The sequence below is a fragment of the Streptomyces sp. NPDC006544 genome, from assembly GCF_040611715.1.
GTDB lineage: Bacteria > Actinomycetota > Actinomycetes > Streptomycetales > Streptomycetaceae > Streptomyces.
The window spans coordinates 1-23459 of the sequence record NZ_JBEXOV010000025.1; the positions used below are offsets into that span (position 1 = coordinate 1).

The 23459-nt window shown below is 72.3% G+C and carries 21 protein-coding genes and 4 pseudogenes; 14 read left to right on the top strand and 11 right to left on the bottom strand.

The genetic code is table 11. The annotated features are described in order from the left end of the window. Window positions 1–321: 321 nt before the first annotated feature. Window positions 322–1923 (bottom strand): DUF4041 domain-containing protein, encoded by a 1602-nt coding sequence (locus tag ABZY44_RS14500; RefSeq protein ID WP_356653495.1) that lies wholly within the window; start codon window positions 1921–1923, stop codon window positions 322–324. Window positions 1924–2728: 805 nt separating this feature from the next. Here ABZY44_RS14500 and ABZY44_RS14505 point away from each other — a divergent pair. Next, complete coding sequence (locus tag ABZY44_RS14505) at window positions 2729–3871, top strand: Fic family protein (protein ID WP_356653497.1); 1143 nt, start codon at window positions 2729–2731, stop codon at window positions 3869–3871. A gap of 39 nt (window positions 3872–3910) precedes the next feature. Further along, window positions 3911–4051: a hypothetical protein gene (locus tag ABZY44_RS14510; RefSeq protein WP_356653499.1), complete on the top strand. Its 141-nt coding sequence runs from the start codon at window positions 3911–3913 to the stop codon at window positions 4049–4051. Window positions 4052–4362: 311 nt separating this feature from the next. On the opposite strand, the gene ABZY44_RS14515 is transcribed toward ABZY44_RS14510, so the two are convergent. Further along, the gene (locus ABZY44_RS14515) at window positions 4363–5241 is read right to left on the bottom strand and encodes an undecaprenyl-diphosphate phosphatase (protein WP_356653501.1); all 879 of its coding nucleotides are present in this window, start codon (window positions 5239–5241) and stop codon (window positions 4363–4365) included. A gap of 234 nt (window positions 5242–5475) precedes the next feature. Beyond that, a pseudogene (locus ABZY44_RS14520) lies at window positions 5476–6120 on the bottom strand (VTT domain-containing protein); the annotation flags it as partial. Window positions 6121–6169: 49 nt separating this feature from the next. Between ABZY44_RS14520 and ABZY44_RS14525 the strand changes: the two are divergent. The 4 genes from ABZY44_RS14525 to ABZY44_RS14540 all read left to right on the top strand — a co-directional run bounded on the left by ABZY44_RS14525 (window position 6170) and on the right by ABZY44_RS14540 (window position 10251). Next, a complete protein-coding gene (locus ABZY44_RS14525) occupies window positions 6170–6886 on the top strand; it encodes a DNA alkylation repair protein (RefSeq protein WP_356653503.1) in 717 nt (238 codons plus the stop codon). Window positions 6887–7172: 286 nt separating this feature from the next. Beyond that, window positions 7173–8351 (top strand): elongation factor Tu, encoded by a 1179-nt coding sequence (gene tuf / locus ABZY44_RS14530; RefSeq protein WP_356653505.1) that lies wholly within the window; start codon window positions 7173–7175, stop codon window positions 8349–8351. A gap of 102 nt (window positions 8352–8453) precedes the next feature. Further along, the gene (locus ABZY44_RS14535; protein WP_356653507.1) at window positions 8454–9392 is read left to right on the top strand and encodes a patatin-like phospholipase family protein; all 939 of its coding nucleotides are present in this window, start codon (window positions 8454–8456) and stop codon (window positions 9390–9392) included. A gap of 10 nt (window positions 9393–9402) precedes the next feature. Further along, window positions 9403–10251, top strand: coding sequence for a fused MFS/spermidine synthase (locus ABZY44_RS14540; RefSeq protein ID WP_356653509.1), 849 nt, complete (start codon window positions 9403–9405; stop codon window positions 10249–10251). Window positions 10252–10306: 55 nt separating this feature from the next. Here ABZY44_RS14540 and ABZY44_RS14545 read toward each other — a convergent pair whose 3' ends face one another. Next, on the bottom strand, window positions 10307–11500 hold the full coding sequence (locus tag ABZY44_RS14545; RefSeq protein WP_356653631.1) for an MFS transporter: 1194 nt from the start codon (window positions 11498–11500) through the stop codon (window positions 10307–10309). Window positions 11501–11684: 184 nt separating this feature from the next. Then, window positions 11685–12749, bottom strand: coding sequence for a hypothetical protein (locus ABZY44_RS14550; protein ID WP_356653511.1), 1065 nt, complete (start codon window positions 12747–12749; stop codon window positions 11685–11687). Window positions 12750–12844: 95 nt separating this feature from the next. On the opposite strand from ABZY44_RS14550, the gene ABZY44_RS14555 reads away from it, so the two are divergent. The 3 genes from ABZY44_RS14555 to ABZY44_RS14565 all read left to right on the top strand — a co-directional run bounded on the left by ABZY44_RS14555 (window position 12845) and on the right by ABZY44_RS14565 (window position 16760). Further along, complete coding sequence (locus ABZY44_RS14555; protein WP_204357948.1) at window positions 12845–13297, top strand: DUF4442 domain-containing protein; 453 nt, start codon at window positions 12845–12847, stop codon at window positions 13295–13297. A 169-nt stretch (window positions 13298–13466) separates the two neighbouring features. Continuing rightward, on the top strand, window positions 13467–16019 hold the full coding sequence (locus ABZY44_RS14560) for a glycoside hydrolase family 3 C-terminal domain-containing protein (protein ID WP_356653513.1): 2553 nt from the start codon (window positions 13467–13469) through the stop codon (window positions 16017–16019). 60 nt (window positions 16020–16079) lie between these two features. Next, window positions 16080–16760, top strand: coding sequence for a DedA family protein (locus ABZY44_RS14565; RefSeq protein WP_356653515.1), 681 nt, complete (start codon window positions 16080–16082; stop codon window positions 16758–16760). 67 nt (window positions 16761–16827) lie between these two features. On the opposite strand, the gene ABZY44_RS14570 is transcribed toward ABZY44_RS14565, so the two are convergent. Beyond that, complete coding sequence (locus tag ABZY44_RS14570; RefSeq protein WP_356653517.1) at window positions 16828–17373, bottom strand: gamma carbonic anhydrase family protein; 546 nt, start codon at window positions 17371–17373, stop codon at window positions 16828–16830. Window positions 17374–17535: 162 nt separating this feature from the next. Between ABZY44_RS14570 and ABZY44_RS14575 the strand changes: the two genes are divergently transcribed. Both ABZY44_RS14575 and ABZY44_RS14580 read left to right on the top strand, forming a co-directional pair. Continuing rightward, window positions 17536–18276, top strand: a complete 741-nt coding sequence (locus ABZY44_RS14575) for an acyltransferase (protein ID WP_356653519.1) — start codon at window positions 17536–17538, stop codon at window positions 18274–18276. Beyond that, entirely contained in the window at window positions 18273–18887 is a 615-nt protein-coding gene (locus ABZY44_RS14580) for a GNAT family N-acetyltransferase (RefSeq protein WP_356653521.1), read from the top strand. The genes ABZY44_RS14575 and ABZY44_RS14580 overlap by 4 nt, the downstream gene beginning before the upstream one ends. Before the next feature lie 49 nt (window positions 18888–18936). On the opposite strand, the gene ABZY44_RS14585 is transcribed toward ABZY44_RS14580, so the two are convergent. Next, the gene (locus tag ABZY44_RS14585) at window positions 18937–19806 is read right to left on the bottom strand and encodes a DMT family transporter (RefSeq protein ID WP_356653633.1); all 870 of its coding nucleotides are present in this window, start codon (window positions 19804–19806) and stop codon (window positions 18937–18939) included. A 147-nt stretch (window positions 19807–19953) separates the two neighbouring features. On the opposite strand from ABZY44_RS14585, the gene ABZY44_RS14590 reads away from it, so the two are divergent. After that, complete coding sequence (locus tag ABZY44_RS14590) at window positions 19954–20580, top strand: helix-turn-helix domain-containing protein (RefSeq protein ID WP_356653523.1); 627 nt, start codon at window positions 19954–19956, stop codon at window positions 20578–20580. Between the two features lie 13 nt (window positions 20581–20593). On the opposite strand, the gene ABZY44_RS14595 is transcribed toward ABZY44_RS14590, so the two are convergent. Continuing rightward, window positions 20594–20998, bottom strand: coding sequence for a CoA-binding protein (locus tag ABZY44_RS14595; RefSeq protein ID WP_356653525.1), 405 nt, complete (start codon window positions 20996–20998; stop codon window positions 20594–20596). 163 nt (window positions 20999–21161) lie between these two features. On the opposite strand from ABZY44_RS14595, the gene ABZY44_RS14600 reads away from it, so the two are divergent. After that, a complete protein-coding gene (locus tag ABZY44_RS14600) occupies window positions 21162–21788 on the top strand; it encodes a YigZ family protein (RefSeq protein ID WP_356653527.1) in 627 nt (208 codons plus the stop codon). Between the two features lie 259 nt (window positions 21789–22047). On the opposite strand, the pseudogene ABZY44_RS14605 reads toward ABZY44_RS14600, so the two are convergent. Next, window positions 22048–22188: pseudogene (locus ABZY44_RS14605) on the bottom strand (NADPH:quinone reductase); the annotation flags it as partial. A gap of 113 nt (window positions 22189–22301) precedes the next feature. Between ABZY44_RS14605 and ABZY44_RS14610 the strand changes: the two are divergent. Next, the gene (locus tag ABZY44_RS14610) at window positions 22302–22889 is read left to right on the top strand and encodes a hypothetical protein (RefSeq protein ID WP_356653529.1); all 588 of its coding nucleotides are present in this window, start codon (window positions 22302–22304) and stop codon (window positions 22887–22889) included. Window positions 22890–22946: 57 nt separating this feature from the next. On the opposite strand, the pseudogene ABZY44_RS14615 reads toward ABZY44_RS14610, so the two are convergent. Both ABZY44_RS14615 and ABZY44_RS14620 read right to left on the bottom strand, forming a co-directional pair. Next, window positions 22947–23110 (bottom strand): annotated as a pseudogene (locus ABZY44_RS14615) (NADPH:quinone reductase); the annotation flags it as partial. Window positions 23111–23128: 18 nt separating this feature from the next. Next, window positions 23129–23335: pseudogene (locus tag ABZY44_RS14620) on the bottom strand (PadR family transcriptional regulator); the annotation flags it as partial. Window positions 23336–23459 lie beyond the last annotated feature (124 nt).

A 23459-nucleotide genomic window follows, 5' to 3' on the forward strand; every position in this document is an offset into this window, starting at 1 on the left:
GCTACCTCAGCCCCATCGAGTTCGAGGAAAAGCACTACGCCGACCAGGCAACGGCCGAACGAACGAACCTGAAACCACGTCAACCCGCCCTGACCTGCTGATCAGCACCTCCCGCACACCGGGGGAACCTCAGATCTTCGCGTGGGACCGGTTGACGGCCTGCCCGCCTTCGATCTGGCCACCCGCGCCAGCCCCGCCCCGTTCGGGCCAGGGGCGGGCCCGCTGAGACCCCCCAGGTTTGGAGAGCGCCGGCAAGGTCAGTGCCGGCTCCGACCACGTAGTTGCCCTGCGCCCGCCGGCCCACGTCACCTGTGCGTGGCTTTACGGCGCTCCGCTGCCTTTCGTCGTGCTGCTGCGCCATTCGATCGCCTCGGCCACTTCGTTGAACTCGACGAGGTGCTCACCGGCGCTCCGTTCGAGGACGGCTTTGACCTCTGCCGGTGTGACGCGGAAGAACTCCTTGCGGCTGTTGACCCGATTGACCCGGCGTGACGCGAACTCTTGGTGAAGACGCGTTTCGAGGCCGACTGCGTCCTTGCTGAAGATCAGTGCGTGGACATCGAATCGGAAGGGCACCGCGGCGCCGCTCAGCTCATAGATGCGTTCCAGCGGTTCGAGGCGCCGCGTCATTCCGATCTTGACCATGTTGTCGCCGAAGGCGCCGACGTTGGAGATGACGTATACGTAGCCGGTGCGGATGTTGGCTGCTCGGGCCTCCACGTCGTCCAGGGCCCCCTCGATCTCCGCGAGTTTCGCCGCCATCTCGGCTGCGGCCGCGTGATCGCCTTGGGCCCGCAGCCTGTCCAGCGCGCTCTGGTAGTGGCTCATCTCCTTGTGCAGCTTCTCCCGCTCGCGATCCAGTTCCCGCTGAGCGGTTGCCTCTTCACGCTCGCGGGCGCGGGCCTCGCGCTGGGCCTGCTTCTCCTCTTCCTTGCGCTGCAGGAAGTCAGCCGTCAGACGCAGTTCCTCCACTCGGGCATCGTGGTAGGCATCAGAGATCCGGATGTCCATGGTGGCGCCCAACTTGGCGATCGTCTCCCGGCTCTTGTACAGGCGGTCGACGAGCGAGGTGAGGCGGTGTGGACGCATGCTGCGCACGGCGTAGTCGGCTTCGGCGTTGTAGGCGCGGAGCATGAGTTTCGAGTAGTCGCGGATCATCTTGGTGCCTTGGCGGGCCGATCCGTTGACGGTCCAACCGCTGGCGCCGAGTACGGCCTGCTGCGACCGGGCGAGTTCCTTGATCTTCGCCTTGATGGTGTCCAGACGGGCCCGGTAGGCCACAGCGTCGTCGAGCGGGTGGCGGTAGGCGTAGATCCCGACCTGCTGGAGCATCACGGTCTCGTCGGTGGTCACGATGCGCGTACGCAGGTCGTTCAGCTTGCTCTCCGCCTGATAGACCTCGGCGCGGTGCTGCTCCGCCTCCTTCCGTGCCTTCTCCGTGTCTTTCGCGGCCTGGCGGGCGGCTGCCTGACCCTCCTTTGCCGTACGACGTGCCTCGCGCACGATCTCGTCGGCCTCGTCCGTCGCCTGCCGGCGCAGTTGTTCGGCTTCCTGACGGGTCTGCTGCTTCAGCAGTGCCAGCGCCGCGGCGTCCGCGCCCTGGGTGCGCGCGATCCAGTCGCGCAGCTGCTCGGCCTCGCTTCCGCCTTCACCCCGCTTGCGATGGAACCAGCGCTGCCGGCGAGGCACCGGAACCTCGGCCGCAGCTGCGGGCGCAGGGCCTTCTCCGTTCTGCTGCGTTGGAATCCACAGCTGCCAGCCGTTCGGGGGTGGCGGCCAGGAGGGGTCCGGAGTCCAGTCGTCCGAGGGAGTCCAGTTCGGCGGCATCAGCCAGTTCGGTGGCGGGTTGAAACGATAGGCACCCATACGCCCCCCAGCGTCAAGATCAGAGCGATCGTTCACAAGTCGGTCCTGCTTGATCATGGCGTGAGATCTGCATGCCAAGCAAGAGCATCGAGAGACCGCCTGGTCACGGAGGGTGCGCGAGTGCGTTCCCATTTGGGCGCCTGTTCTACGAGGCGTTCGCACAATGCGTTCGCGGAGATGAACCGGCAGAGCCACAAACACAGCCGAACCCGCTTTCCCGCACTGGGCACGTCAGCGGGATACCGCGGATACGAACTGTGAACTCGATCCGACCAGCTCGGCCCCGGCATTTCGGCGAGACGCCCACCCGTGTTCCTGGCGGCGTGTTTCGTCGCCCTGCCGGTGGTTGGTCTGCCTCATACTCCTCGCCCCGCATGGGTCAACCACTGCCGGCTGGGCCTTCGGGATGGCGATGGGAGCCCTCGACTGGCTGACCGCGTACACGAGCACGTGCGGCGCTTTCCACGCCGACAAGGTTTGCGGCGTGAGGGCGTCACGCCGGCCGTGCTGGGCGCCGGTCCGGCCTGGTCGCAGGAGTGCGTCCCCGACGTGGGTCTCGCCCTGCACGGCGAGCGTCATGACGACGTCGGCCTCGCGGTCGCCGTCGACATCCTGCGCGAGCGTCTGGTCGCCAAGGCCCCGGCGCGAGCACGGCCTGTCCTACGACGTGGCCCTCGACCGGTGCGCCGTCGGCGGCGGACGCACCGTGCGACATGGTCCAAGAAGCTGTCCGAACGTCTGCAGTCCTGGTAGCGGTGGTCGGTGGCTTGTGTGGCAGGCGACCTGCCTGCGTCTCTGCAGGTTGGCGTGGTCAGCGCTCTCGACTCCTACCAGAATGATAGGTAGCTGGTATCATTGAGTCATGCTGTATAAGACTCCCGTGCTCGACGCCGCAGACCTCAAGGTTCTGCACGAGGTGGACGGCTTGCGCGAGCGCCTGCGTGACGCGGTGCAGCAGGCGCCGATGAAGTGGACTCAGGATCTGCGTAAGGCGCTGACCGCGAGCGCGATCGCGGCGTCGAACACGATCGAGGGCTATCAGGTTGACGCGAAGGATGTCGCCGACCTGATGGACGGGGAGCGTGAGGTCGACGCCAGCGAGGAGAACAAGGCGGAGACCCTCGCCTACCAGCAGGCGATGACCTACATCCAGTCACTCCACGACGTCGCCGACTTCCGGTACAGCAAGGAACTACTCAACGCGCTGCACTGGATGCTCCAGGGCCACCACCACCCGCTGCGCACCGCCGGGCAGTGGCGCAAGACCTCGATCCGGATCACCGCGCCCGGTGACGAGCTCGCCACCGACTACGACGGACCCGACCAGGAGCTCGTGCCCGGCCTGACGGCCGAGCTGGTGGACTGGCTAAATGACGGCGACATCGAAGCTCACGTCCTGATCCGGGCGGCGATGGCGCACTTGAACCTGGTGAAGATCCATCCGTGGTCCGACGGGAACGGCCGTATGTCCCGTTCCCTGCAGACCCTGCTGATTGCCCGCGGCGGCTTTCTCGCACCGGAGTTCTCCTCGATTGAGGAGTGGCTCGGGATGCCCGGCAACACCTGGGAGTACTGCAAGGTGCTCCGGGAGGTCGGCGGGCCGGTGTACTCGCCCGAACGCGACACGCTGCCCTGGATCAAGTTCAACCTGCGCGCCTACCACGAGCAGGCTCAGCGGGTGCAGCATCGGGTCGACCGCTCGAACCAGGTCTGGATCGAGCTGATGGAGCACGCCGACGCCAACGGGATCAGCGAGCGGCAAGTGACTGCCCTCCACGAGGTCGCGATGGTGGGCCGGGTGCGCCGCTCGCGCTACGAGCGGCAGGAAGCGATCAACACCCAGCAGGCAACCCGGGACCTGCAGGCCCTCACGAAGACCGACGTGCTCACCGCGATCGGGCAGACGAAGGGACGCCACTACGTGGCCGGCCCCCGCTTCCCGCAGAACGTCATGGCGACCTCCCGCCGACCGCACCGCATCATCAACCCCTACGCCACCGCATAGCACCAAGGCAGCTGGACTCGGGCTGATCGAACTGCGGCGGTGAGCGTCGCCGAACACCTCGGACTCGGCAACTGGACCAGCTCCGGCAAGCTCATGGGCCTGGCCGACTGCGGCAACCCCGACCGCTACACCCTCGACTTCCTCACCGCCCGCGCTGGCGGCTCGTCGAGAAGGAGTTGAGCGCCGTGATCGTGACGGCCGCAGTGGCACTTGCCACCATCAGCCCGGACCCGGAGAAGGCCCTCGCCGGCCGTGTCCAGGGCCTGCCGGCGCGCCTCAGCCTCGACTGACCTGGGCCGGCCGCCACGCGGAAGGGCCCGCACTCCGTGCGGGCCCTTCCGCGTCATCCCCTACTTTGCGGACGCACGCGTCCTAGTGGCCTCCCCGGTGGGAGATGAGTGGGAGACAAGTGGGAATGGGAGATGATCATGTCGGGGTGCTGCAATCAGGCGCTAGGAAATGCTCGATAGCGCTACCTCTGCGGCCATGGTTCAGCCGCCGGATTCGCCGGCGTGGGGGCTCAGCACGCCCGCGCCGATCAGGGCGAACAGCAGGATGCCCAGCAGGATCCGGTAGATCACGAAGGGCATGAAGCTGCGGCTGGAGATGAACTTCATGAACCACGCGATGACGGCATAGCCCACGACGAAGGCGATGACCGTCGCGAAGACCGTCTGACCCCAGGCGATGTGGCCCGGGTCCTCGACGACGTCCTTGATCTCGAACACGCCCGATGCCAGGACGGCCGGGATGGCGAGGAGGAAGGAGTAGCGGGCCGCGGCCTCACGGGTGAAGCCCAGCAGCAGGCCGCCGGAGATCGTCGCGCCGGAGCGGGAGACGCCCGGGATCAGCGCCATCGCCTGGCAGAGGCCGAAGATCAGGCCGTCCTTGACGCTCAGTTCCTTGAGCGTCTTGCGCTCGCGGATGGCGCGGTGCCGGCCGCCCTCCTCGTCGCGCGCCGCGAGCCGGTCGGCGACGCCCAGCACGATGCCCATCACGATGAGGGTGGTGGCGATCAGCCGCAGATCGCGGAACGGGCCCTCGATCTGGTCCTTGAAGGCGAGGCCGAGCACACCGATCGGGATCGAGCCGACGATCACCAGCCAGCCCATCTTGGCGTCCTGCTCGGAGCGCAGCGCACGGGTGTACAGCGAGCGGAACCAGGTGGAGATGATCCGCGCGATGTCCTTGCGGAAGTAGATCAGCACGGCCGCCTCGGTGCCGATCTGCGTGATGGCGGTGAAGGCCGCTCCCGGATCGTGCCAGCCGGCGAACGCCGCGGTCAGCCGCAGGTGGGCGCTGGAGGAGATCGGGAGGAACTCCGTAAGCCCCTGGACGAGACCGAGGATTAGGGATTCGAACCAGCTCATGTCGGGGTGCGCTCGTCCTTGTGATCGTAGGGCAGTTCGGGTCCGATGCTAGGGCCCGTGTGGTGCCGCCGTGACCACAGGGGGGTATACGGGCGTCAGCTCGCGGGCCGGCAGGGGCTGTCGGCCGCCCTGTCGCCCGGTCCGAGCCGGTGTGTGCCCCCCGGCCGGGGGCGCGGGCGCGGGGTGTCCGGGCGCGGGGTGCGCGGCCGTCGGCGCGGACTTCCGCGCGGGCGCGAGGTGATGGCGCTTGCGCCACGCGACGACCGCCGCGCCCACAGCGGAGAGGGCGATGAAGCCGAACGAGGCGAGGAACGCGGGGGAGGACGGGGAGGAGGCGCTGGCCCCCGCGACGACGTACGCGGCCGTGTTGGGGATCACGCCGATCGCCGTGGCGACGAGGAAGGGGAGCCAGCCGCAGCGGGACATCGCGGCGCCGTAGTTGGCCACCGCGAAGGGCAGGCCGGGGAAGATCCGGACCGCGAGCATCGAGCGGAAGCCGTGCCGGGCGAGCTGGTCGTCGGCTGCCTGCAGCCAGCGGCCGCGGATCAGCGGACGCAGCGCGTCGCGGCCCATCAGCCGCCCGAGGCCGAAGGAGATCCCGGCACCCACCACCGAGCCGCCGACCGCCGCGGCCAGGCCGAACTGGGATCCGAAGAGGGCGCCCGAGGCCAGATTCAGGAGCGGACGCGGCACCAGGGCCGCCGTGCACACCCCGTACGCGCCGGCGAAGAGCAGCACCGCCGCGCCCACCGGGAGACCCGGGGGCCAGCCCTCCGAGAGCAGACGCTGGGGCTCGAACAGCACGACGCACACGCCGGCCGCCAGGAGCAGCGCGACGAGCAGCGCCAGCCGGGTCCGCGGCGCGAGGAGGAGGGACATTCCGGGAGACTAACCGACCCGAATGACCCCGCGCCGTAATCTGGGCCTCATGCAGTCGAACGGCCCGCCGCCGCCGCGGGTTCCGCGCAGCGCTCTCGCCGACCTGCTGGCGGAGCGCCTCACCGGCTCCTTCGGCGCCGCGGCGGACCCGGTCCAGGCCGGGCACATGGCCGCGTACATGAAGGACGTCGGGCCCTTCCTCGGAATCCGCACCCCGCTGCGCCGCGAGCTGTCGCGGACCGTGACCAAGGACACCCCGGAACCGGACGAAGCGGACTGCGCGGCGCTCGCGCTGCGCTGCTGGGGGCTCCCGGAGCGCGAGTACCGCTACTTCGCCGCCGACTACCTGCGCCGGCACGTCGCACGCTGCTCCTCCGGCTTCCTGCCCGTCGTCCGGCACCTGATCGTCACCGATCCGTGGTGGGACACCGTCGACACCCTCGCCGCGCACACGGTCGGCCCGCTCGTGGCGGCCGACCCGGCGCTGGCGTCCGTCATGGACGAGTGGATCGGGGACGAGGACATGTGGGTGGCCCGCGCCGCCCTCCTCCACCAGCTCCGCCGCACGTCCACGACGGACGCGGAGCGGCTCTTCGCGTACTGCCGCCGGCAGGCCGGCCACCCCGGCTTCTTCATCCGCAAGGCCATCGGCTGGTGCCTGCGCGAGTACGCCAGGACGGACCCCGGCGCGGTACGCGCCTTCGTCGCGGCGGAGCGGGAGTCGCTCTCCCCGCTGTCGGTGCGCGAGGCGCTCAAGAACCTGTAGGCGAAGGACGGTTGGGCGAAGGACGGGCCCGGCGAATAACCCTTCGACGGGACGGCCCCGGTCCGGCAGGATCACGGGCATGTCCCGGTACGCCTTCCCCGCAGCGCCGTCCGCAGTCGCGGACGCGCCGAAGGCTGCCGTCCTCACGGAAAGCGCCGCGGGCGCATTCGCATGCGGCGGCGCACGAAGCTGACCCTTCCCGGATCGTCCGGCGGACCCCACAGGGGAAGGGTCGGTTCGCTCCAGGGGTCCCGTATTCCAGCTTCGGATCACACGGGAAGACATCATGGCCAAGACGGCCTTCGTGCGCACCAAGCCGCACCTAAACATCGGCACCATGGGTCACGTCGACCACGGGAAGACGACGTTGACCGCCGCCATCACCAAGGTCCTCGCCGCCCGCGGCGGCGCCTCCTTCGTGCCGTTCGACCGCATCGACCGGGCGCCGGAGGAGGCCCGGCGCGGGATCACCATCAACCTCACGCACGTCGAGTACGAGACCGGCACCCGGCACTACGCCCACGTCGACATGCCGGGCCACGCCGACTACGTGAAGAACATGGTCACGGGCGCGGCCCAGCTCGACGGGGCGATCCTCGTCGTCTCCGCGCTCGACGGGGTCATGCCGCAGACCGCCGAGCACGTGCTCCTCGCCCGGCAGGTCGGCGTCGACCACGTCGTGGTCGCGCTGAACAAGGCCGACGCCGCGGACCCCGAGCTCACCGACCTGGTCGAGCTGGAGGTCCGCGAGCTGCTCACCGCACACGGCTACGGCGGGGACACCACCCCGGTCGTCCGGGTGTCCGGGCTCGGGGCGCTCGAGGGCGACCCGCGCTGGACCTCGGCGATCGAGGCCCTGCTCGACGCCGTGGACACGTACGTGCCGACGCCCGTGCGGTACACGGACGCGCCGTTCCTGATGCCGGTGGAGAACGTCCTGACCATCACCGGGCGCGGGACCGTCGTCACGGGCGCCGTCGAGCGGGGCACCGTCCGCACGGGCGACCGCGTCAGCCTGCTCGGCGGCGCCGGCGAGCCGGCGCTGTCGGTGGTCACCGGGCTGGAGACCTTCGGGAAACCGATGGAGTCCGCCGAGGCCGGGGACAACGTCGCGCTGCTGCTGCGCGGGGTGCCGCGCGACGCGGTGCGCCGCGGAGACGTGGTGGCCGCGCCCGGCAGCGTCGTGCCGACCCGTCGGTTCACGGCGCGGGTGTACCTCCTGTCCGCCCGGGAGGGCGGCCGCACGACCCCGGTGGCCTCCGGCTACCGGCCGCAGTTCTACATCCGCACCGCGGACGTGGTGGGCGACGTGGACCTCGGCGAGCCGGGGGCGGCCCGGCCGGGGGAGACGGTCACCATGACCGTCGAGCTCGGGCGGGACGTCCCGTTGGAGAACGGGCTCGGCTTCGCGATCCGTGAGGGCGGCCGCACGGTCGGCGCGGGGACGGTGACCGAGGTCGGGTAGCGGGCCGTCCCGCGGAAGGTTTTGGCACGCCCCTTGTGGTGGCGGTGGTCCGGTTGCGCGAGACTGCCGTCACCACTGGCATGCGGGAGGGGGCGGCGGCCCATGGGCGGCGACGGCAAGGGCGGGCACGGCGAGGACGGGGACGAGGAGAGGGCTGTGGACCGGGGCCGTGGCGTGGACGGGGTCCGCGGCAAGGGCACGGCGCTGGTGCTCGGCGGCGGCGGACTGACCGGCGTCGGCTGGGAGGCCGGGATGCTGTACGGGCTCGCCCGCGCGGGCGTCGACCTCTTCGGCGCCGACCTCGTCGTCGGCACCTCGGCCGGCTCCGTCGTCGGCGCGCAGCTCGCCTCCGGACTGCTCACCCCGCAGGAGCTGTACGAGCGCCAGCTCGGCGACCCGGGCGGCGAACTCCCCGCGAAGCTGGGGGCCTCGCTCATCGGCCGGTACGCCGTCGCGATGGTGCGCTCGCGCGACGCACGGGCCTACCGGCGCCGGGTCGGCGCCCTCGCGCTCGCCGCCGTCACCGAACCGGAGGCGGAGCGCCGCAAGGTACTGGAAGGCCGGCTGGTCTCGCACGACTGGCCCGAGCGGCGCCTGGTCGTCGCGGCCGTGGACGCGCTGACCGGCGAGATGGCGGCCTTCGACCGCAGGAGCGGTGCCGGGCTGGTCGACGCCGTCTCGGCGAGCTGCGCCGTACCCGGGGTGTGGCCGCCGGTCACGGTCGACGGGCGCCGGTTCATCGACGGCGGGGTCCGCTCCGCGACCAACGCCGACCTCGCCGCGGGCTGTGCGCGAGTGGTGATCCTCGCCCCGGTCTCCATGGGCTCCGGACTCGTCCCCTCACCGGCGTCCCAGGCGGCGCGGCTGCGGGCGGCCGGGGCGAAGGTCCTGCTGATCACGCCGTCGGCGGCGGCCCGCAAGGTGTTCGGGCGCAACGTACTGGACCCCGCCCGGCGCGATCCGGCGGCCCGGGCGGGCCTCGCGCAGGCGAGCGAGCACGCCGCGGAGGCAGCCGAGGTCTGGGCGCCTCCGGCGGCCTGACAATGGTGCGGTGAGTGACGAACAGATTCCGGTGATCCGGGACGTGGACCAGGGCAGCGCCAGACTGCTGCCGGACGTCGACCGGGAGCGGGCCTGGCTGCTCACCGTGGACGGGGCGCCGCAGTCGTACGTGGACCTCGACGACCCGGAGTACCTGGAGTTCGAGTACGTTCGCCGGCTCGCGCACGTACTGGACTGCGCGGGCGAGCCGGGGGCCGCGCTGGACCTGCTGCACCTGGGCGGCGGCGCGCTGACCCTGCCGCGGTACGCGGCGGCGACCAGGCCGGGGTCGCGGCAGGACGTGGTGGAGTTCGACGGCGGGCTGGTGGCCCTGGTCGCGGAGCACCTGCCGGTGGCGGCGGGCGCCGGGATCGAGGTGCACGTCGCCGACGCGCGGGGCTGGCTGGCGGCGGCGCCGGCCGCGAGCGCGGACGTGGTGGTGGGGGACGTCTTCGGGGGTTCCCGGGTGCCTGCCTCGCTGACCTCCGTGGAGTACGCGCGGGAGGTGGCGCGGGTGCTGCGGCCCGGCGGCGTCTACGCGGCGAACCTCGCCGACGGGGCGCCGTTCGGATTCCTGCGGGGGCAGCTGGCGAACTTCGGGGCGGTGTTCGGACAGCTCGCCCTGATCGCGGAGCCCGGGGTGCTGCGGGGGCGGCGGTTCGGGAACGCGGTGCTGCTGGCCTCGGACGGGGAGTTGCCGGTCGCGGGACTTTCCCGGGCGTGCGCGGGTGACGCGTTTCCCGCGCGGGTCGAGGCGGGGGACGCGGTGGCGCGACTGGTACGGGGGGCCCTGCCCGTCAATGACACCGACGCGGTGGCGTCGCCCGAGCCGCCGGAGGGCGCGTTCAGCCTGGGCTGAGTCGCCGGGAGCCGCCGCCCCGCCCGCCGGGGCCCCGACCCCCGCACCCCGGACCTCACCCGCCGGCGGGGCCCGGCTTCACCGGTTTGCGGGTCATGTGGCGGACGTCGGGGACCAGCAGGACGGCCGCGGTGACCAGGACGACCAGCCCGGCGCAGCCCCAGAGGGCCTCGGTGCGGCCGACGGCGGATTCGACCGGGCCGGCGACCGCCGTGGCCAGGGGGAGCATCGAGACCGAGCCGAACCAGTCGTAGGCGGAGACCCGGGAGAACTTCTCCTCCGGGATCTCCTGGTGCATCGTCGTCATCCAGCTGACGCCGAAGACCTCGATGGCCGTGCCGGTCAGGAACATCACCGCGCACAGGCCCCACACCGGCAGCGGCACCGCCAGCCCCGCGGAGGGGAGCGCCAGCGGGAACACGCACAGGGTTCCGACCAGCAGCAGGCGGCGCGGTTTCCACACCATCATCAGGACGGCTCCGCCGATCGTGCCGAGACCGAAGAAGCCCAGGGCCAGGCCCCAGGGGGCCGGGCCGCCCAGTTGTTCCCGGGCGACCAGGGGACCGTAGACCGCCTCCGCGGCGCCGACGACGGCGACGACGACGGAGAACTGGAGCACGATGCTCCACAGCCAGGCGCGGCTGCGGAACTCCACCCAGCCCTCGCGCAGGTCGGCCAGCAGGCCGCCACCGGGAGCCTGGCCGGCCACGTGGCTGACGTCGAGGAACGCGCGCAGGGTCCCGGCGACGGCGAAGGCGGCCGCGTCCACGGCCAGGACCCAGCCGGGCCCCATCCCCGCGATCATGGCACCGCCGAGGGCGGCTCCGCCGACGCCGGCACCGTTCATCGCCATGCGGAAGAGGGCGAAGGCGCGGTTGGCGTGTTCGCCGGAGACGCTGGACAGGAGCATGCCCTCGGCGGCCGGGTTGAAGAAGGCCGTACCGGTTCCGCACAGTGCGGTGAGCAGCATCATCTGCCACAGCTGCGGGTCGCCCGCGAGGACGAGGGCGGCGAAGGCGGCCTGCGAGAGGCAGTTCAACGCGTTGGCCGCGACCATCACGCGGTGGCGCGGTATCCGGTCGGCGATCGCGCCGCCGATGAGCAGGAAGAGGACGAGCGGCAGGGTGCGGGCGGCGGCCACCAGGCCGACGTCGCCGGCGGAGCCGCCGGCCTCGAGCACGGCGAAGGCGGCGGCGATGAGCGCTCCGTGGCTCCCGAGGTTCGTGATGACCGCCGCACCCGTCAGCAGGGTGTAGTTGCGGCCCGCCCAGGCCGGCGGGCGGCGGGACGGGCGCGGACGGGACGTGCCGGGCGGGAGGGCGGGGCCGGGGGAGAGGGCGGGGGGAGAACTCACCCCCGGACTATCCCCCGGCCCGGGCCGGTAATCCAAACGGAAAACCGGCCCGGGAAGGAGGCTGCGGGCAGGGCCCGGATCAGCCGGTGTTGATGCGGATGGTGCTGAGGATCTTCTCGTAGGTCTCCGTGCTCACTTCGTCCGGGACGCCCGCGGCGCCGTAGAGGATCCAGCTGGAGAGGTCACCCTTGGGGGTCGTGAAGCTGAAGGCGATGGCCTTGCCGTCGGAGGAGCACTTGTTCTCCTTCGGCAGGCCGGTCACGGACGCGGTCGCCATGTGGCCCTTGAGGCCGGAGGAGGTGGTGTACTCCTTCGGCTCGGTGACCTTGACGGTGCCCTTCGGCGCCTTCTGCGCGTAGGCGGCGAACACCCAGTTGCCGGCCTCGTTGCGTGCGGCCTCGGCGGTGTCCTTCGCGCCCTGGCCGCCCTTGCTGCCGGTGCCCGCGAGCGAGGTCGACTCCTCCTTGCCGTCCTTGTTCGAGTCGACCTTGCACCAGTCCTCCTTGAGGAAGGCGGGCGCGGACATCATGACGACGGGGGAACCGTCGTTCTTGACGTCGTCCTCGAAGCCGGTGGACATGCCCGAGGACAGGACGTTCCAGTCCGGCGGGACGTCGAAGGCGGTGCCGTACTTCGGGTTGATGACGACCTTCCACCCCGGGATGACGGGCTTGGCGTCGGCGCCGCCGCGCGGGTTGGCCCCGGGGCTCGCGGGGGTGGACGCGCCGGAGGAGGCGGGGGCGGAGGGGGAACTGGTCGGCTTGCCGTCCGCCTCGTCGGCCGAGTCGTCGTCCCGGGTGAGGACGAACGCGCCCATGCCGACGGCCGTCACGGCGACGGCCGAGGCCGCGACGATGGCGACGGTCCTGGTCGAGAAGGGGCTCCCGCCGCGCGGGGGCTGCGGTGCGGAAGGAGGCGTCGGGCCGCCCCACTGCTGTACCGGAACGGTCGGCGGCTGCTGGCCCCACTGCTGGGGGGCCGGCGGCTGCTGCGGATATCCGTAGCCGGGCTGCTGGTCGCCGTACGCCGTCGGCGGCTGCTGCTGGTACGGGTTCGGCGTTCCCGGCTGCTGCTGGTACGGGTTCTGATGCGCGTCCTGGGGGTTCTGTTCTCCCCCGGGCGGCTGCTGCTGTCCTGGCCACATGGCCGGTAACGATAGTGGGAGGGGGCGTGGGGAGCCACGGCCGCCCCCGTACAGGTATGGCCAACGCTGTCTACTCGCGGGTAACATCGCGTTCCATGAGCGCAGAACAGATGAACGTGGGCGAACTCCTCGCCGCGACCGTGCCGATGGCCAAGACCCTGAACCTCCAGTTCCTGGAGACCACCCCCGAGCGTGCGGTCGTCCGGCTCCCGGACCAGCCCGACTTCCACAACCACCTCGGCGGCCCGCACGCCGGCGCCATGTTCACCCTCGCCGAGTCGGCGAGCGGAGCGATCGTCCTGGCCGCCTTCGGCGACCAGCTCTCGCGCGCCGTACCCCTCGCCGTCAAGGCCGAGATCGGCTACAAGAAGCTCGCCAAGGGCGTCGTGACGGCCACCGCCACCCTCGGCCGCCCGGCCGCCGAGATCGTCGCCGAACTCGACGCGGGCGGCCGCCCCGAGTTCCCCGTCACCATCGCCATCCAGCGCGAGGACGAGGCCGTGACCGGCGAGATGACCGTGGTCTGGACGCTTCGCCCCAACGCGTGACGCCACCGGCCCGACCCCGGCAGCCGCCGCAGGGCTGAACCTCGGCGGCGCGGTGGCGCGCCTGAGGCCGGCCCGCGCGGCGGGCGGCGCACAGTGGGCGACGGGAGCGGTCCGGCGCGGGCCGCTCCCGTCCACCGACGCCGATGCCCGCGCCGCAGGGGGAGCGCCCATGAGCGAGGCCGTGCCCAGACGCCGTGCGCTGGGCCTCCTCGGAGTGCTGGGCGCCGCCCTGGGCGCCGCCGCCTGCGTACCGGCGCCGCCGCCCGGCACACGGCCCCGCAAGGTCTCCGCCGCCGCGCCCAGGGCCGGCAGCACCGCCAGGATCGACGGGCTGCTGGACCGGCTCACGCTCGAGGAGAAGACCGTCCTGCTGCACGGCGCCCCCGACCCGGCCCCCCTCGGCCAGGCCGGCTACGTACCGGGCATCCCCCGCCTCGGCATCCCCGCGCTGCGTCTCGCCGACGGGCCCGCCGGGGTCCGCGTGGCCGAGCCGGCCACCGCGCTGCCGGCGCCCGTCCTGCTCGCCTCCGCCTTCGACCCGGCCCTGGCCCGCGCATACGGCAGGGTGATCGGGCGCGAGGGGCGCGCGCTCGGCCAGGACGTCCTGCTCTCGCCGATGGCCAACCTCATCCGCACCCCGTTCGCCGGCCGGAACTTCGAGACCTTCGCCGAGGACCCGAAACTGACGGCCGACCTCGTCGCCGAGGTCGTCCGGGGCATCCAGGACGAGGGGCTCATCGCCGCCGTCAAGCACTTCGCGCTCAACAACCAGGAGAAGGGCCGCGACACCGTCGACGTGATCGCCGCCGAGCAGACCCTCCACGAGACGGAGCTACGGGGCTTCGAGGCCGCCGTCGCGGCCGGCGCGGGCGCGGTCATGGGCGCCTACAACAAGGTCAACGGCGTCTACGCCTGCGAGAGCAAGCCGCTCCTCGAAGAACTCCTGCGCGGCCGCTGGGGGTTCGGCGGCTGGGTGATGTCCGACTGGGACGCCACCCACAGCACCGTCGCCTCGATCGGCGCCGGACTCGACATGGAGATGCCCGGCGGCACCCACTACGGAGCCCCGCTGCGCGAGGCGGTGCGCGGCGGCTCCGTCCACGAGGACGCCGTGAACCTCGCCGTGCGCCGCGTCCTGGTCACCATGGACCGCTTCGGACTGCTCGTCGAGCACCCCGCCGCACGGCCCGCCCGCGACGCGGCGGCCGGGGCCGAGGTCGCCCGCCGGGTGGCCGTGGCGGGCGCGGTCCTGCTGCGCAACGAGCACGGCACCCTGCCGCTGACGGGGGCCGCCGCACGCTCGATCGCCGTCATCGGCCCCACCGGCCAGACCCCCTTCGTCGGCGGCGGCGGCAGCGCACACGTGATCCCGGACGCGGCCGCCGCGCCCCTCACGGCGATCCGGCGGCGGGCCGGGAACGGTTCCACCGTGCGCTACGCGCTCGGCGAGGACGTGTACGGGCGCCCCCTCCCGGCGAAACTGCTGTCGCCCGACGCCGGACTCGACGACCGGAGGGTGGACGCCGGCCGGACCTGGACCTACGAGGGGACCTTCCGGCTGGCCGCCGACGACGAGTGGACCCTGCTCGTCCACTACACCGGGAAACGGCCGGGCGTCCGCCTCGACGGGGAGGAGCTGTTCCCCGTGCGCCCGGGCGTGGCCGAGCAGTTCGCGGGCGGACTTCTGGGCGCGGCGCCCGACGGGCTCGCCGTGCGCCGCCGCACCCTCGCGCTCAAGGCGGGCGAGCACCGGCTCGCCGTCAGCGCCGAGGGCGGCCCGAAGGGGCAGCGGCTGCGGCTGCGGCACACCACGAAGGCGACCCGGGCCGCTGACCTCGGCGAGGCGGTGCGGGCCGCGAAGGCGGCGCGCAGCGTGGTGCTGTTCGCCTACGAGGACGCCACCGAGGGCAGCGACCGCGCCTCGCTGGGCCTGCCGGGCGGCCAGGCGGCGCTGATCGAGGCGGTCGCCGCGGCGAACCCGCGCACCACGGTGGTGCTGAACACCTCCTCCAGCACGACGATGCCCTGGCTCGCCCGCACCGGCGCGGTCCTGCAGATGTACTACCCGGGCCAGGAGGGCGCGGGCGCCACCGCCGACGTGCTCTTCGGCGACGTGGACCCCGGCGGCCGGCTCACCCAGACCTTCCCGGCCGACGAGCACGCGACCCCGGTCGGCGGCGACGCGATGCGCTACCCGGGACTGGGCGGCCGGCAGGAGTACTCCGAGGGCGTGCACGTCGGCCACCGCTGGTACGACGCGCAGCGGGTGGCCCCGCTGTTCGCCTTCGGGCACGGGCACTCGTACACGACGTGGGAGTACGAGAAGCTGACGGTCCGGCCGGGCGGTGCGGGCGGTGCGGGCGGTGCGGGAAGTGCGGGTGATGCGGACGGCGCGAAGGCACGGCACGGGGGGCTGCGCGTGGAGTTCACCGTCCGCAACACCGGACGCCGCAAGGGCACCGAGGTGGCCCAGGTGTACGTGGGGCCCTCCCCGGACCTGAAGCTGGAGCAGCCGGTGCGGGCGCTGGCCGGCTACCGGCGGCTCACCCTCGCGCCGGGCGAGGCGCAGCGGGTCGTCATCGACATCGACGCGCGCACGCTCTCCTCCTGGGACCCGCAACGGCACGCGTGGGTGCTGGGCTCGGGCCGGCGCGAGGTGTTCGCCGGCCGTTCCTCGCGCGAGCTTCCGCTGAGGGCCAAGGCTCTGGTGACGACCGGATAGGCTGCCCGTTCGGTCTGTCACAGGGGACGGGCCGGGGGGAGAATTCGGGAGGACGTACCGGTGCACATCCAGGAATGGCTGGAGACGATTCCGGCGGTCAGCATCTACCTCCTGGTGGGGCTCGTCATCGGAGTGGAGAGCCTCGGCATTCCGCTGCCGGGGGAGATCGTCCTGGTCAGCGCAGCGCTGCTGGCCTCGCAGCAGGGTCACATCGACCCCGTGGTGCTGGGCGTCTGCGCGACGGCCGGGGCGATCGTGGGCGACTCGATCGGCTACGCGATCGGGCGCAAGGGCGGGAAGCCGCTGCTCGAGCGGCTGGGACGCCGCTTCCCCAAGCACTTCGGACCGGACCAGGTGGCCGTGGCGGAGCGCTCCTTCGACAGGTGGGGCATGTGGGCCGTCTTCTTCGGGCGGTTCGTGGCCCTGCTGCGGATCTTCGCCGGACCGCTGGCGGGCGTGCTGCACATGCCGTACTGGCGCTTCCTGATCGCGAACGTCCTCGGCGGCATCCTGTGGGCGGGCGGCACGACAGCCGTGATCTACACGATCGGGATCGTCGCCGAGCCGTGGCTCAAGGGGTTCTCGTGGGTGGCGCTCGCGCTGGCGCTGCTGTTCGGGATCGCCGTGACGGTGGTGGTGCGGGGCCGGATGAAGAAGGCGGCCGCGGCGGCGCGCGCGGAGGCCTCCGAGGGGACCGGGCCGGAGTCGGCCCCGGCCGCTCCGGCCGTGCTCGCCGACTGAGCTGACGAGCCGACTGAGCCGACGAGCCGACTGAGCCGTGCTCGTCGGCCGGGCCGACGAGCGGCGGTTACGCCTCCGGGGTCACCGCGGCGCGGTGCTGCTCGGCCAGCTCGGTGTACATCAGCGCGTTCACCTTGAGGCCCTCGCGCTCCTCGGCGGTCAGCTCGCGCCGGACCTTCGCCGGCACCCCCGCGACCAGCGACCCGGGCGGGACGATCATGCCCTGCGGGACCAGCGCCTGGGCCGCCACCAGGGATCCGGCGCCGATGACCGCGCCGTTGAGGACCGTCGCGCCCATGCCGATCAGGCAGTCGTCCTCGACCGTGCAGCCGTGCACGACCGCGTTGTGGCCGATCGAGACGCGCTCGCCGATGGAGACCGGGAAGCCGGGGTCCACGTGCACGGTGCAGTTGTCCTGCACGTTGCTGTCGGCACCGAGCGTGATCGGACCGCAGTCCGCGCGGAGCACCGCCGAGTACCAGATGCTGGCGCCCGGGCCCACGCGCACGTCGCCGACGACGACCGAGGTGGGCGCGGTGAAGGCCGTGGGGTCGATCTCGGGGTTCCTCCCGCCGACACCCGCCACGAATGCCCGGGCAGCCTGCTGCGTCATGTGTTCTCTTCCTCCGGCTGTACGTCCGGCCCTGGATCTGGCCGCACCTGTGGCTGTACGTCGTGTCGCGCTACCGGCACCGTAGGGCACGCGCCCCGCGCCCCCGGAGATGGGGTGAAGATCACGGCGCGGCCGGGGCACCCGGCGCGCTACGGTGGCCCGGTGGCGAAGAACCAGAACACGTTCTCATCTCTCACGGCCCTGCGCCGCCGGCTGGCGGGGCGTGCCGTGCACGCGGGCTGGCGCTGGATGCAGCGGGCCGGCGCGGTCACCGCGCAGACCCCCGGGCCGCTGCGCTTCGGGGCGATCGGGCACGCGACCCGGCTCGCCTTCCCCCAGGGCACGGTGTTCGGCGAGCCCTGGATCAGGCTGGGCGACCACTGCATCATCGGCGAACGGGTCACGCTGACCGCCGGGATGATGCCGGACCTCGACCTCGGCGCCGAGCCGGTGCTGGTCCTGGGCAACGGGGTGGTGATCGGCCGCGACAGCCACGTCATCGCCGACACCCGGATCACGATCGGCAACGACACCTTCTGCGGTCCCGGGGTGTACATCACCTCCACGAACCACAGCTACGACGATCCCCACGAGCCCGTCGGCAAGCAGTGGCCGCGCAGTGCGCCGGTGGAGATCGGCCCGGGCTGCTGGCTGGGCACCGGCGCGGTGATCCTGCCCGGGGCGCGGCTGGGCCGCAACGTGGTCGTGGCCGCGGGGGCCGTCGTACGCGGCGAGGTGCCCGACCACGCCGTGGTGGCGGGAGCCCCGGCGCGCATAGTGCGCCGGTGGGAGCCCGGGACGGGCTGGCAGCCGCCGCTGCGCACCCCGGCCCCGGTACCGATTCCCGACGGGGTGACGCCGGAGCAGCTGCGCGCACTGGCCGCACCGGCGGAGAGCGAGTGACCCCCGAGCTGCGCGTCGCGGCGACCGCCGCCACCGCCGGGCTGGTGCTGCGGCCGTGGGGCGCCGGTGACGCCGAGGCGCTGGTCGAGGTGCACCGGGACCCCGCGATGAGGCACTGGCTGACGCGGACCGTCGACGGGCCCGAGGGGGCGCGGCGATGGCTGGAGGAGCAGCGGGAGGGCTGGGAGAGCGGGAACCGGCTGAGTTTCGCCGTGCGCGAGGCCTCGTACCCGGGCGCACGCGGGGGCGCGTGCGGGGGGCCGCCGGTCGCCGGCGTGGTGCTGAAGCGGACCGCCGAGCGCCCGGGATCTGCGGAGGCCGGCTACTGGACCGCGGCGCCGGCCCGGGGCCGCGGGGTGGCCACCCGGGCCCTCGAGGCGGTCGCGGCCTGGGCGTTCGCCGCCTTCCCGGCCGAGGCCCCCGGCCGGCTGGACCGGCTGGAGCTGCTGCACCAGGTGGACAACCTCGCCTCCTGCCGGGTCGCGGACAAGGCGGGGTTCCGGTTCGACCGGATCCTTCCCGCCTTCCCTCCGTCCTTTCCGATGGACGGTCATCTGCACGTCCGGCGGCCGCCGGGCGGCGCGTCCGCGTCGGAGACCGGCCCCCGGTAGGTCCTCGTGGACCCCGCCGGGAGCCGGGACGACACACGTAGCTGGCTGGCTAGCTCGCCGCGAGCAGGACGGTGCCCGCCAGGGCCAGGCCAGCGCCCGCGGCCTGGACGGTGCGCAGTCGTTCCTTGAGGACGGCGAAGGCGGCGAGCGCGGTGATCACCGGGTAGAGCGAGGAGAGCACGGCGGCCACGGTGACGGGTCCGTGCTGGGCCGCGGTGGAGTACGTGCCGTTCGCCACGACGTCCGCGAGACCGACGAAGGTGAGCGCCGGCAGCAGCGCCCACAGGATCCGCGGGCCGCCCGAGCCCGCCGGGAGGGCCGGGACACCACGCCGGGTCTGGACCCACAGCGCGGCGCCGCCGACGGCGACGTTGGTCACGCGCTGGACGAAGAGGGCGAGGAGCAGCCCCGGGACGGTGGAGGAGGCGGGCGCGATCAGGGCCATCACCGCGCCGAAGCCGAAGGCGGCGAGGAGGGTGAGCAGGACGGTCTGCCGCTGTACGGGCGCCCCGCGCAGCTCGGGACCACCCGCGAGGACGATGCCCGCGACGGCCACCGCGATCCCGGCGAACTGGCCGATGCCGGGCCGTTCGCCGAGCATCAGCCCGGCGGCCACCGGCACCACGACGCCGACGGAGCCCAGCGGGGAGACCACGCCCATGGGGCCCAGCGCGAGCGCCTTGTAGAAGCTGAGCATCGCGACCGGCCCCACCACGCCCGCCCCGACGGCGAACCAGAGCTGTGGTCCGGCCTCGCGCCAGGCGCCGGTGCCCAGTACCACCGCGCCCAGTACCGCGACGGCGACGAGCTGGGAGGCCACGATGACCGTGAGAGCCGGAATCCGGCGGGTCAGCAGCCCGCCGCCGAAGTCGGCGAGGCCCCACAGGACGGCGGTGGCCAGGGCGAGCAGGGCGGTCATGGCAGGACCTCGCAGTACAGTGCGGTGGATGGTGAAGTTCAACGTGGGGTACGCCGCGCACACCGCACCATAGTTCAGTTCATTGAACTGTGTCATCCAGAATATTGAACTCTTCCTGCACGGCGGCAGCCGGATTGGACGGTAGGGGTGTCGGACCTCGAACAGTTGACCCAGGCGCTGGCCCGCAATCTCAAGCGCTGGCGCGCTGAGCGCGGCTTCACCCTGGAGGCCCTCGCCACCCGTGCGGGAGTGAGCCGCGGCATGATCATCCAGATCGAGCAGGCCCGTACGAACCCCAGCGTCGGCACCACGGTCAAGCTGGCCGACGCGCTGGGCGTCAGCATCACCACCCTGCTCGACCACGACCGCAGTCCCCAGGTCCGGGTGGTGCTGCCGGGACAGGGCGTGCGGATGTGGTCCACCGTGGGAGGGAGCGGCGCGAGCATGCTGCTCGGCGACGACCGGCGCGGGCCCGTGGAGATGTGGACCTACCACCTGGAGCCGGGGGAGGGGGCCGCCTCGGACCCGCATCCGTCCGGCACCTTCGAGATGCTGCACGTCACGGCGGGGGAGCTGACGCTGGTCGTCGCCGACGAGCGGTACGCCGTACCGGCCGGCGGGGCCGTCTCCTTCGAGGCGAACGCCCCGCACGCCTACCGCAACGAGGGCCCGGTGCCGATGGAGATGACGATGGCGGTCTCGATCCCGCAGGTCTCCGCCGCCGTCACGCCGGCCTCGGTCCCGCCGGCATCCGCTCCGCCGGTGGAGGACTGACCGGGGCGGAGCCTCAGAGGGCGGGGATCTCGATGGCGGGACAGCGGTCCATGACCATGTCCAGGCCGGCCGCGCGGGTGCGGTCGTAGGCGGCCTCGTCGATCACGTTCAGCTGGAACCAGACGGCCTCCGCCCCCTTCGCGACGGCCTCGTCGGCGACCGCGCCGGCCAAGGCGCTGTTCACGAAGACGTCCACCACGTCCACCTTGAACGGAATCGCCTCCAGCGAGGGGTATCCCGGCTCGCCGTGGACCGTCTCGGCCTTCGGGTGCACGGGGACCACCCGCTTGCCGTACCGCTGGAGCACCTGGGCCACGCGGTAGGCGGCCCGGTCCTCGTTGTTGGACAGGCCCACCACGGCCCAGGTGTCACCGAGCTCGGTGAGGATCTTGCCGATGGTCGCCCGATCGCCGTACACGTGTGCCGCCTCCTGCTGCGTCGCCTGCCTGCGCGCGGTCCCCGGCCCGTCGCCGAGGCCCGCACGTGCCTCAACAGCCGAGGGTCACGCGCGATTCCCGCCCCCGCACCGGCGGCGCGTCCACGCGGACCGGGCCGTCGGGAGCACCGCTTAGGGTGGGGAGGTGAAGGCAGACCAGTACGTGACGGTGGCCCGTGAGGGCGTGCACGAGTCGGAGATCAACCGCTCGCGGTTCCTGTGCGCGCTCGCACCCGCCGCGACCGAGCGGGAGGCGCAGGAGTTCGTCGCGCGGATCCGCAAGGATCACCCCACCGCCTCGCACAACTGCTTCGCCTACGTCATCGGCGCCGACGCCTCCGTCCAGAAGGCCAGCGACGACGGGGAGCCGGGCGGCACCGCCGGGGTGCCGATGCTCCAGATGCTGACGCGCCGGGACATCCGCTACGCGGTCGCGGTCGTCACCCGTTACTACGGCGGCGTGAAGCTCGGGGCCGGCGGGCTGATCCGCGCCTACGGCGGGGTCGTCGGCGAAGCCCTCGACGCGCTCGGCACCGTCACCCGCCACCGCTACCGGCTGGCGACCGTCACCGTCGACCACCAACGGGCCGGCAAGACCCAGAACGACCTGCGCTCCACCGGCCGGACCGTGGTGGACCTGCGCTACGGGGCGGCCGTCGAGATCGAGGTCGCCCTCCCCGAGGCCGACCTGCCCGCCTTCGAGGCCTGGCTGGCCGACAGCACCGCGGGCACCGCCGTCCTCACCCTCGGCGGGGAGACCTACGCGCCCTGAGCGCTGGGGGCGACCCGCGCGTCCGGAGCGTCCTGAGGAGTTCCAGGCATCTGGGCTCCCGGGTGCGACCTTCGCCAGCCCGCTCACGCGAACCGAGAACGCCACCGGTCTTCAGCAACAACCGCACGCGGGCGTGCGGCAGCGCCCCGAGCATCACCGGGAAGTCCTGCGACGAGTACCCCGTCGCGACCTCGCAGCAGGGGCTGAACGCCGGTGGAACCCGTCGCACCCGGACGGGTTGCGGCTTCACGGGCGTCCCCTCGAGGTCGGCGGTGTCGGACAGCGCGACCTCGATGATCCGGTCGACACCCCGCGGCGCGTACGAGCGGATGGCCGTGGCGGGGTCGCCGTTGTCCAGGGCGACGGCGTGGGAGACGACGGCCGGGTCGACGCGGTCTAGTGGCTCTGCTCGCATCGTTGGCCGGGTAGCGGGACTCTGCAGGTTCTCCGATCATGACAGTCGCTGCGGAGAAAATCCGCGACGGTTCTCGTGGGTCGTGCCAGTGTGAGGGCGTGGCAAAGATCGAGATGGCAGATGTGTTTGCGGCCGGACCTTGCGGTAGGCGTGGGAGTCTCTACGCATATCGGGTGCGCGGGCTCGGCCGCAGCGCGGTAGTTCTGTGGGTCGGTGGCGGGGGCGACGAACCTGATCAGGTGGTGGCGTTGCCAGAAGCTGATCGCTGTCAGGTGCCGGTGTTCACGACCGTTCGCCAGGCACGGGTGTATGCGGGCCGACGGGGGCGCAGGCTGGCCACTTCTGAGGCCGACACTCTGGAGCTCGCCCGTGTTCAGCATTGGCTGGAGGACCCGGTGCGCCGGCGCGTCCCCTCGGGTGCGGTGCTGGAGGCGTGGAACTTCTTCGAGGATCTGGCCCGAGGACTCGGCGAGGTCCGTCGGCTGCCCCAGCAAAGCGCGGTGCATGACATCGCCTACGAGAAGCTGTTCGGAGGCGAGTGCGCCGCATGGACGCCCGCGGAGAAACGGGCGGTACTGGAACTGATCAAGGCCGGGGTGGAGCTGTGGAACTCCTGCCCAGTGATCGTAAAGCCCTGCTCGAGCATCGTCTTCGCCAGTGGACGGGTCGTCTCCCGGGGTTCGTGAATGCTTTTACGCGGCGGCCAGGGAGCCGACGCCGCCGCGAACTCCGTGGACCAGGACCAGTCCGGCGGCGTCGCTGTGCGGGATCACCCGCGGGTAGGGCATGGACGAGCCGAGCCGGCCGCGCCGATTCTTGGTGTCGCCGGGTTGACGCCCGAGACGGTGACGCGGGCGCTGGCCTCGCCAGGGCCGGGGACGGGATCAGGGAGTTCGCCGACGTGCAGGACGTCGGCGGCGGGTCCCTGGTCGTCGTAGAAGAAACTCGCCGGTTCTTCCAGGAACTCCAGCCGCCTGCGCAGCACCGCGTGCTGTTCGGCCCCGTCTGGCAGGTGGGAGAGGAATGCCAGGACGATGTAGAACCGGGTGAAGTCGGTGATTTCATGGTCGGCGGGCTTGCGCAGACGCTGAAGCATGTCGGCCCGCCCATCCGGGGTCAGGCTGAGCACGTAGAGGGCGGTGGCGGAGCGGGACCATGGCCGCCACCCGCCACCGCGGCCTAGGAGAGGACTCCAATTCCCAGGGGTGATCTGAGGTGAGTGGTGGTTCAGGGGGCGCGGTGCGTTAGCGTTGCAA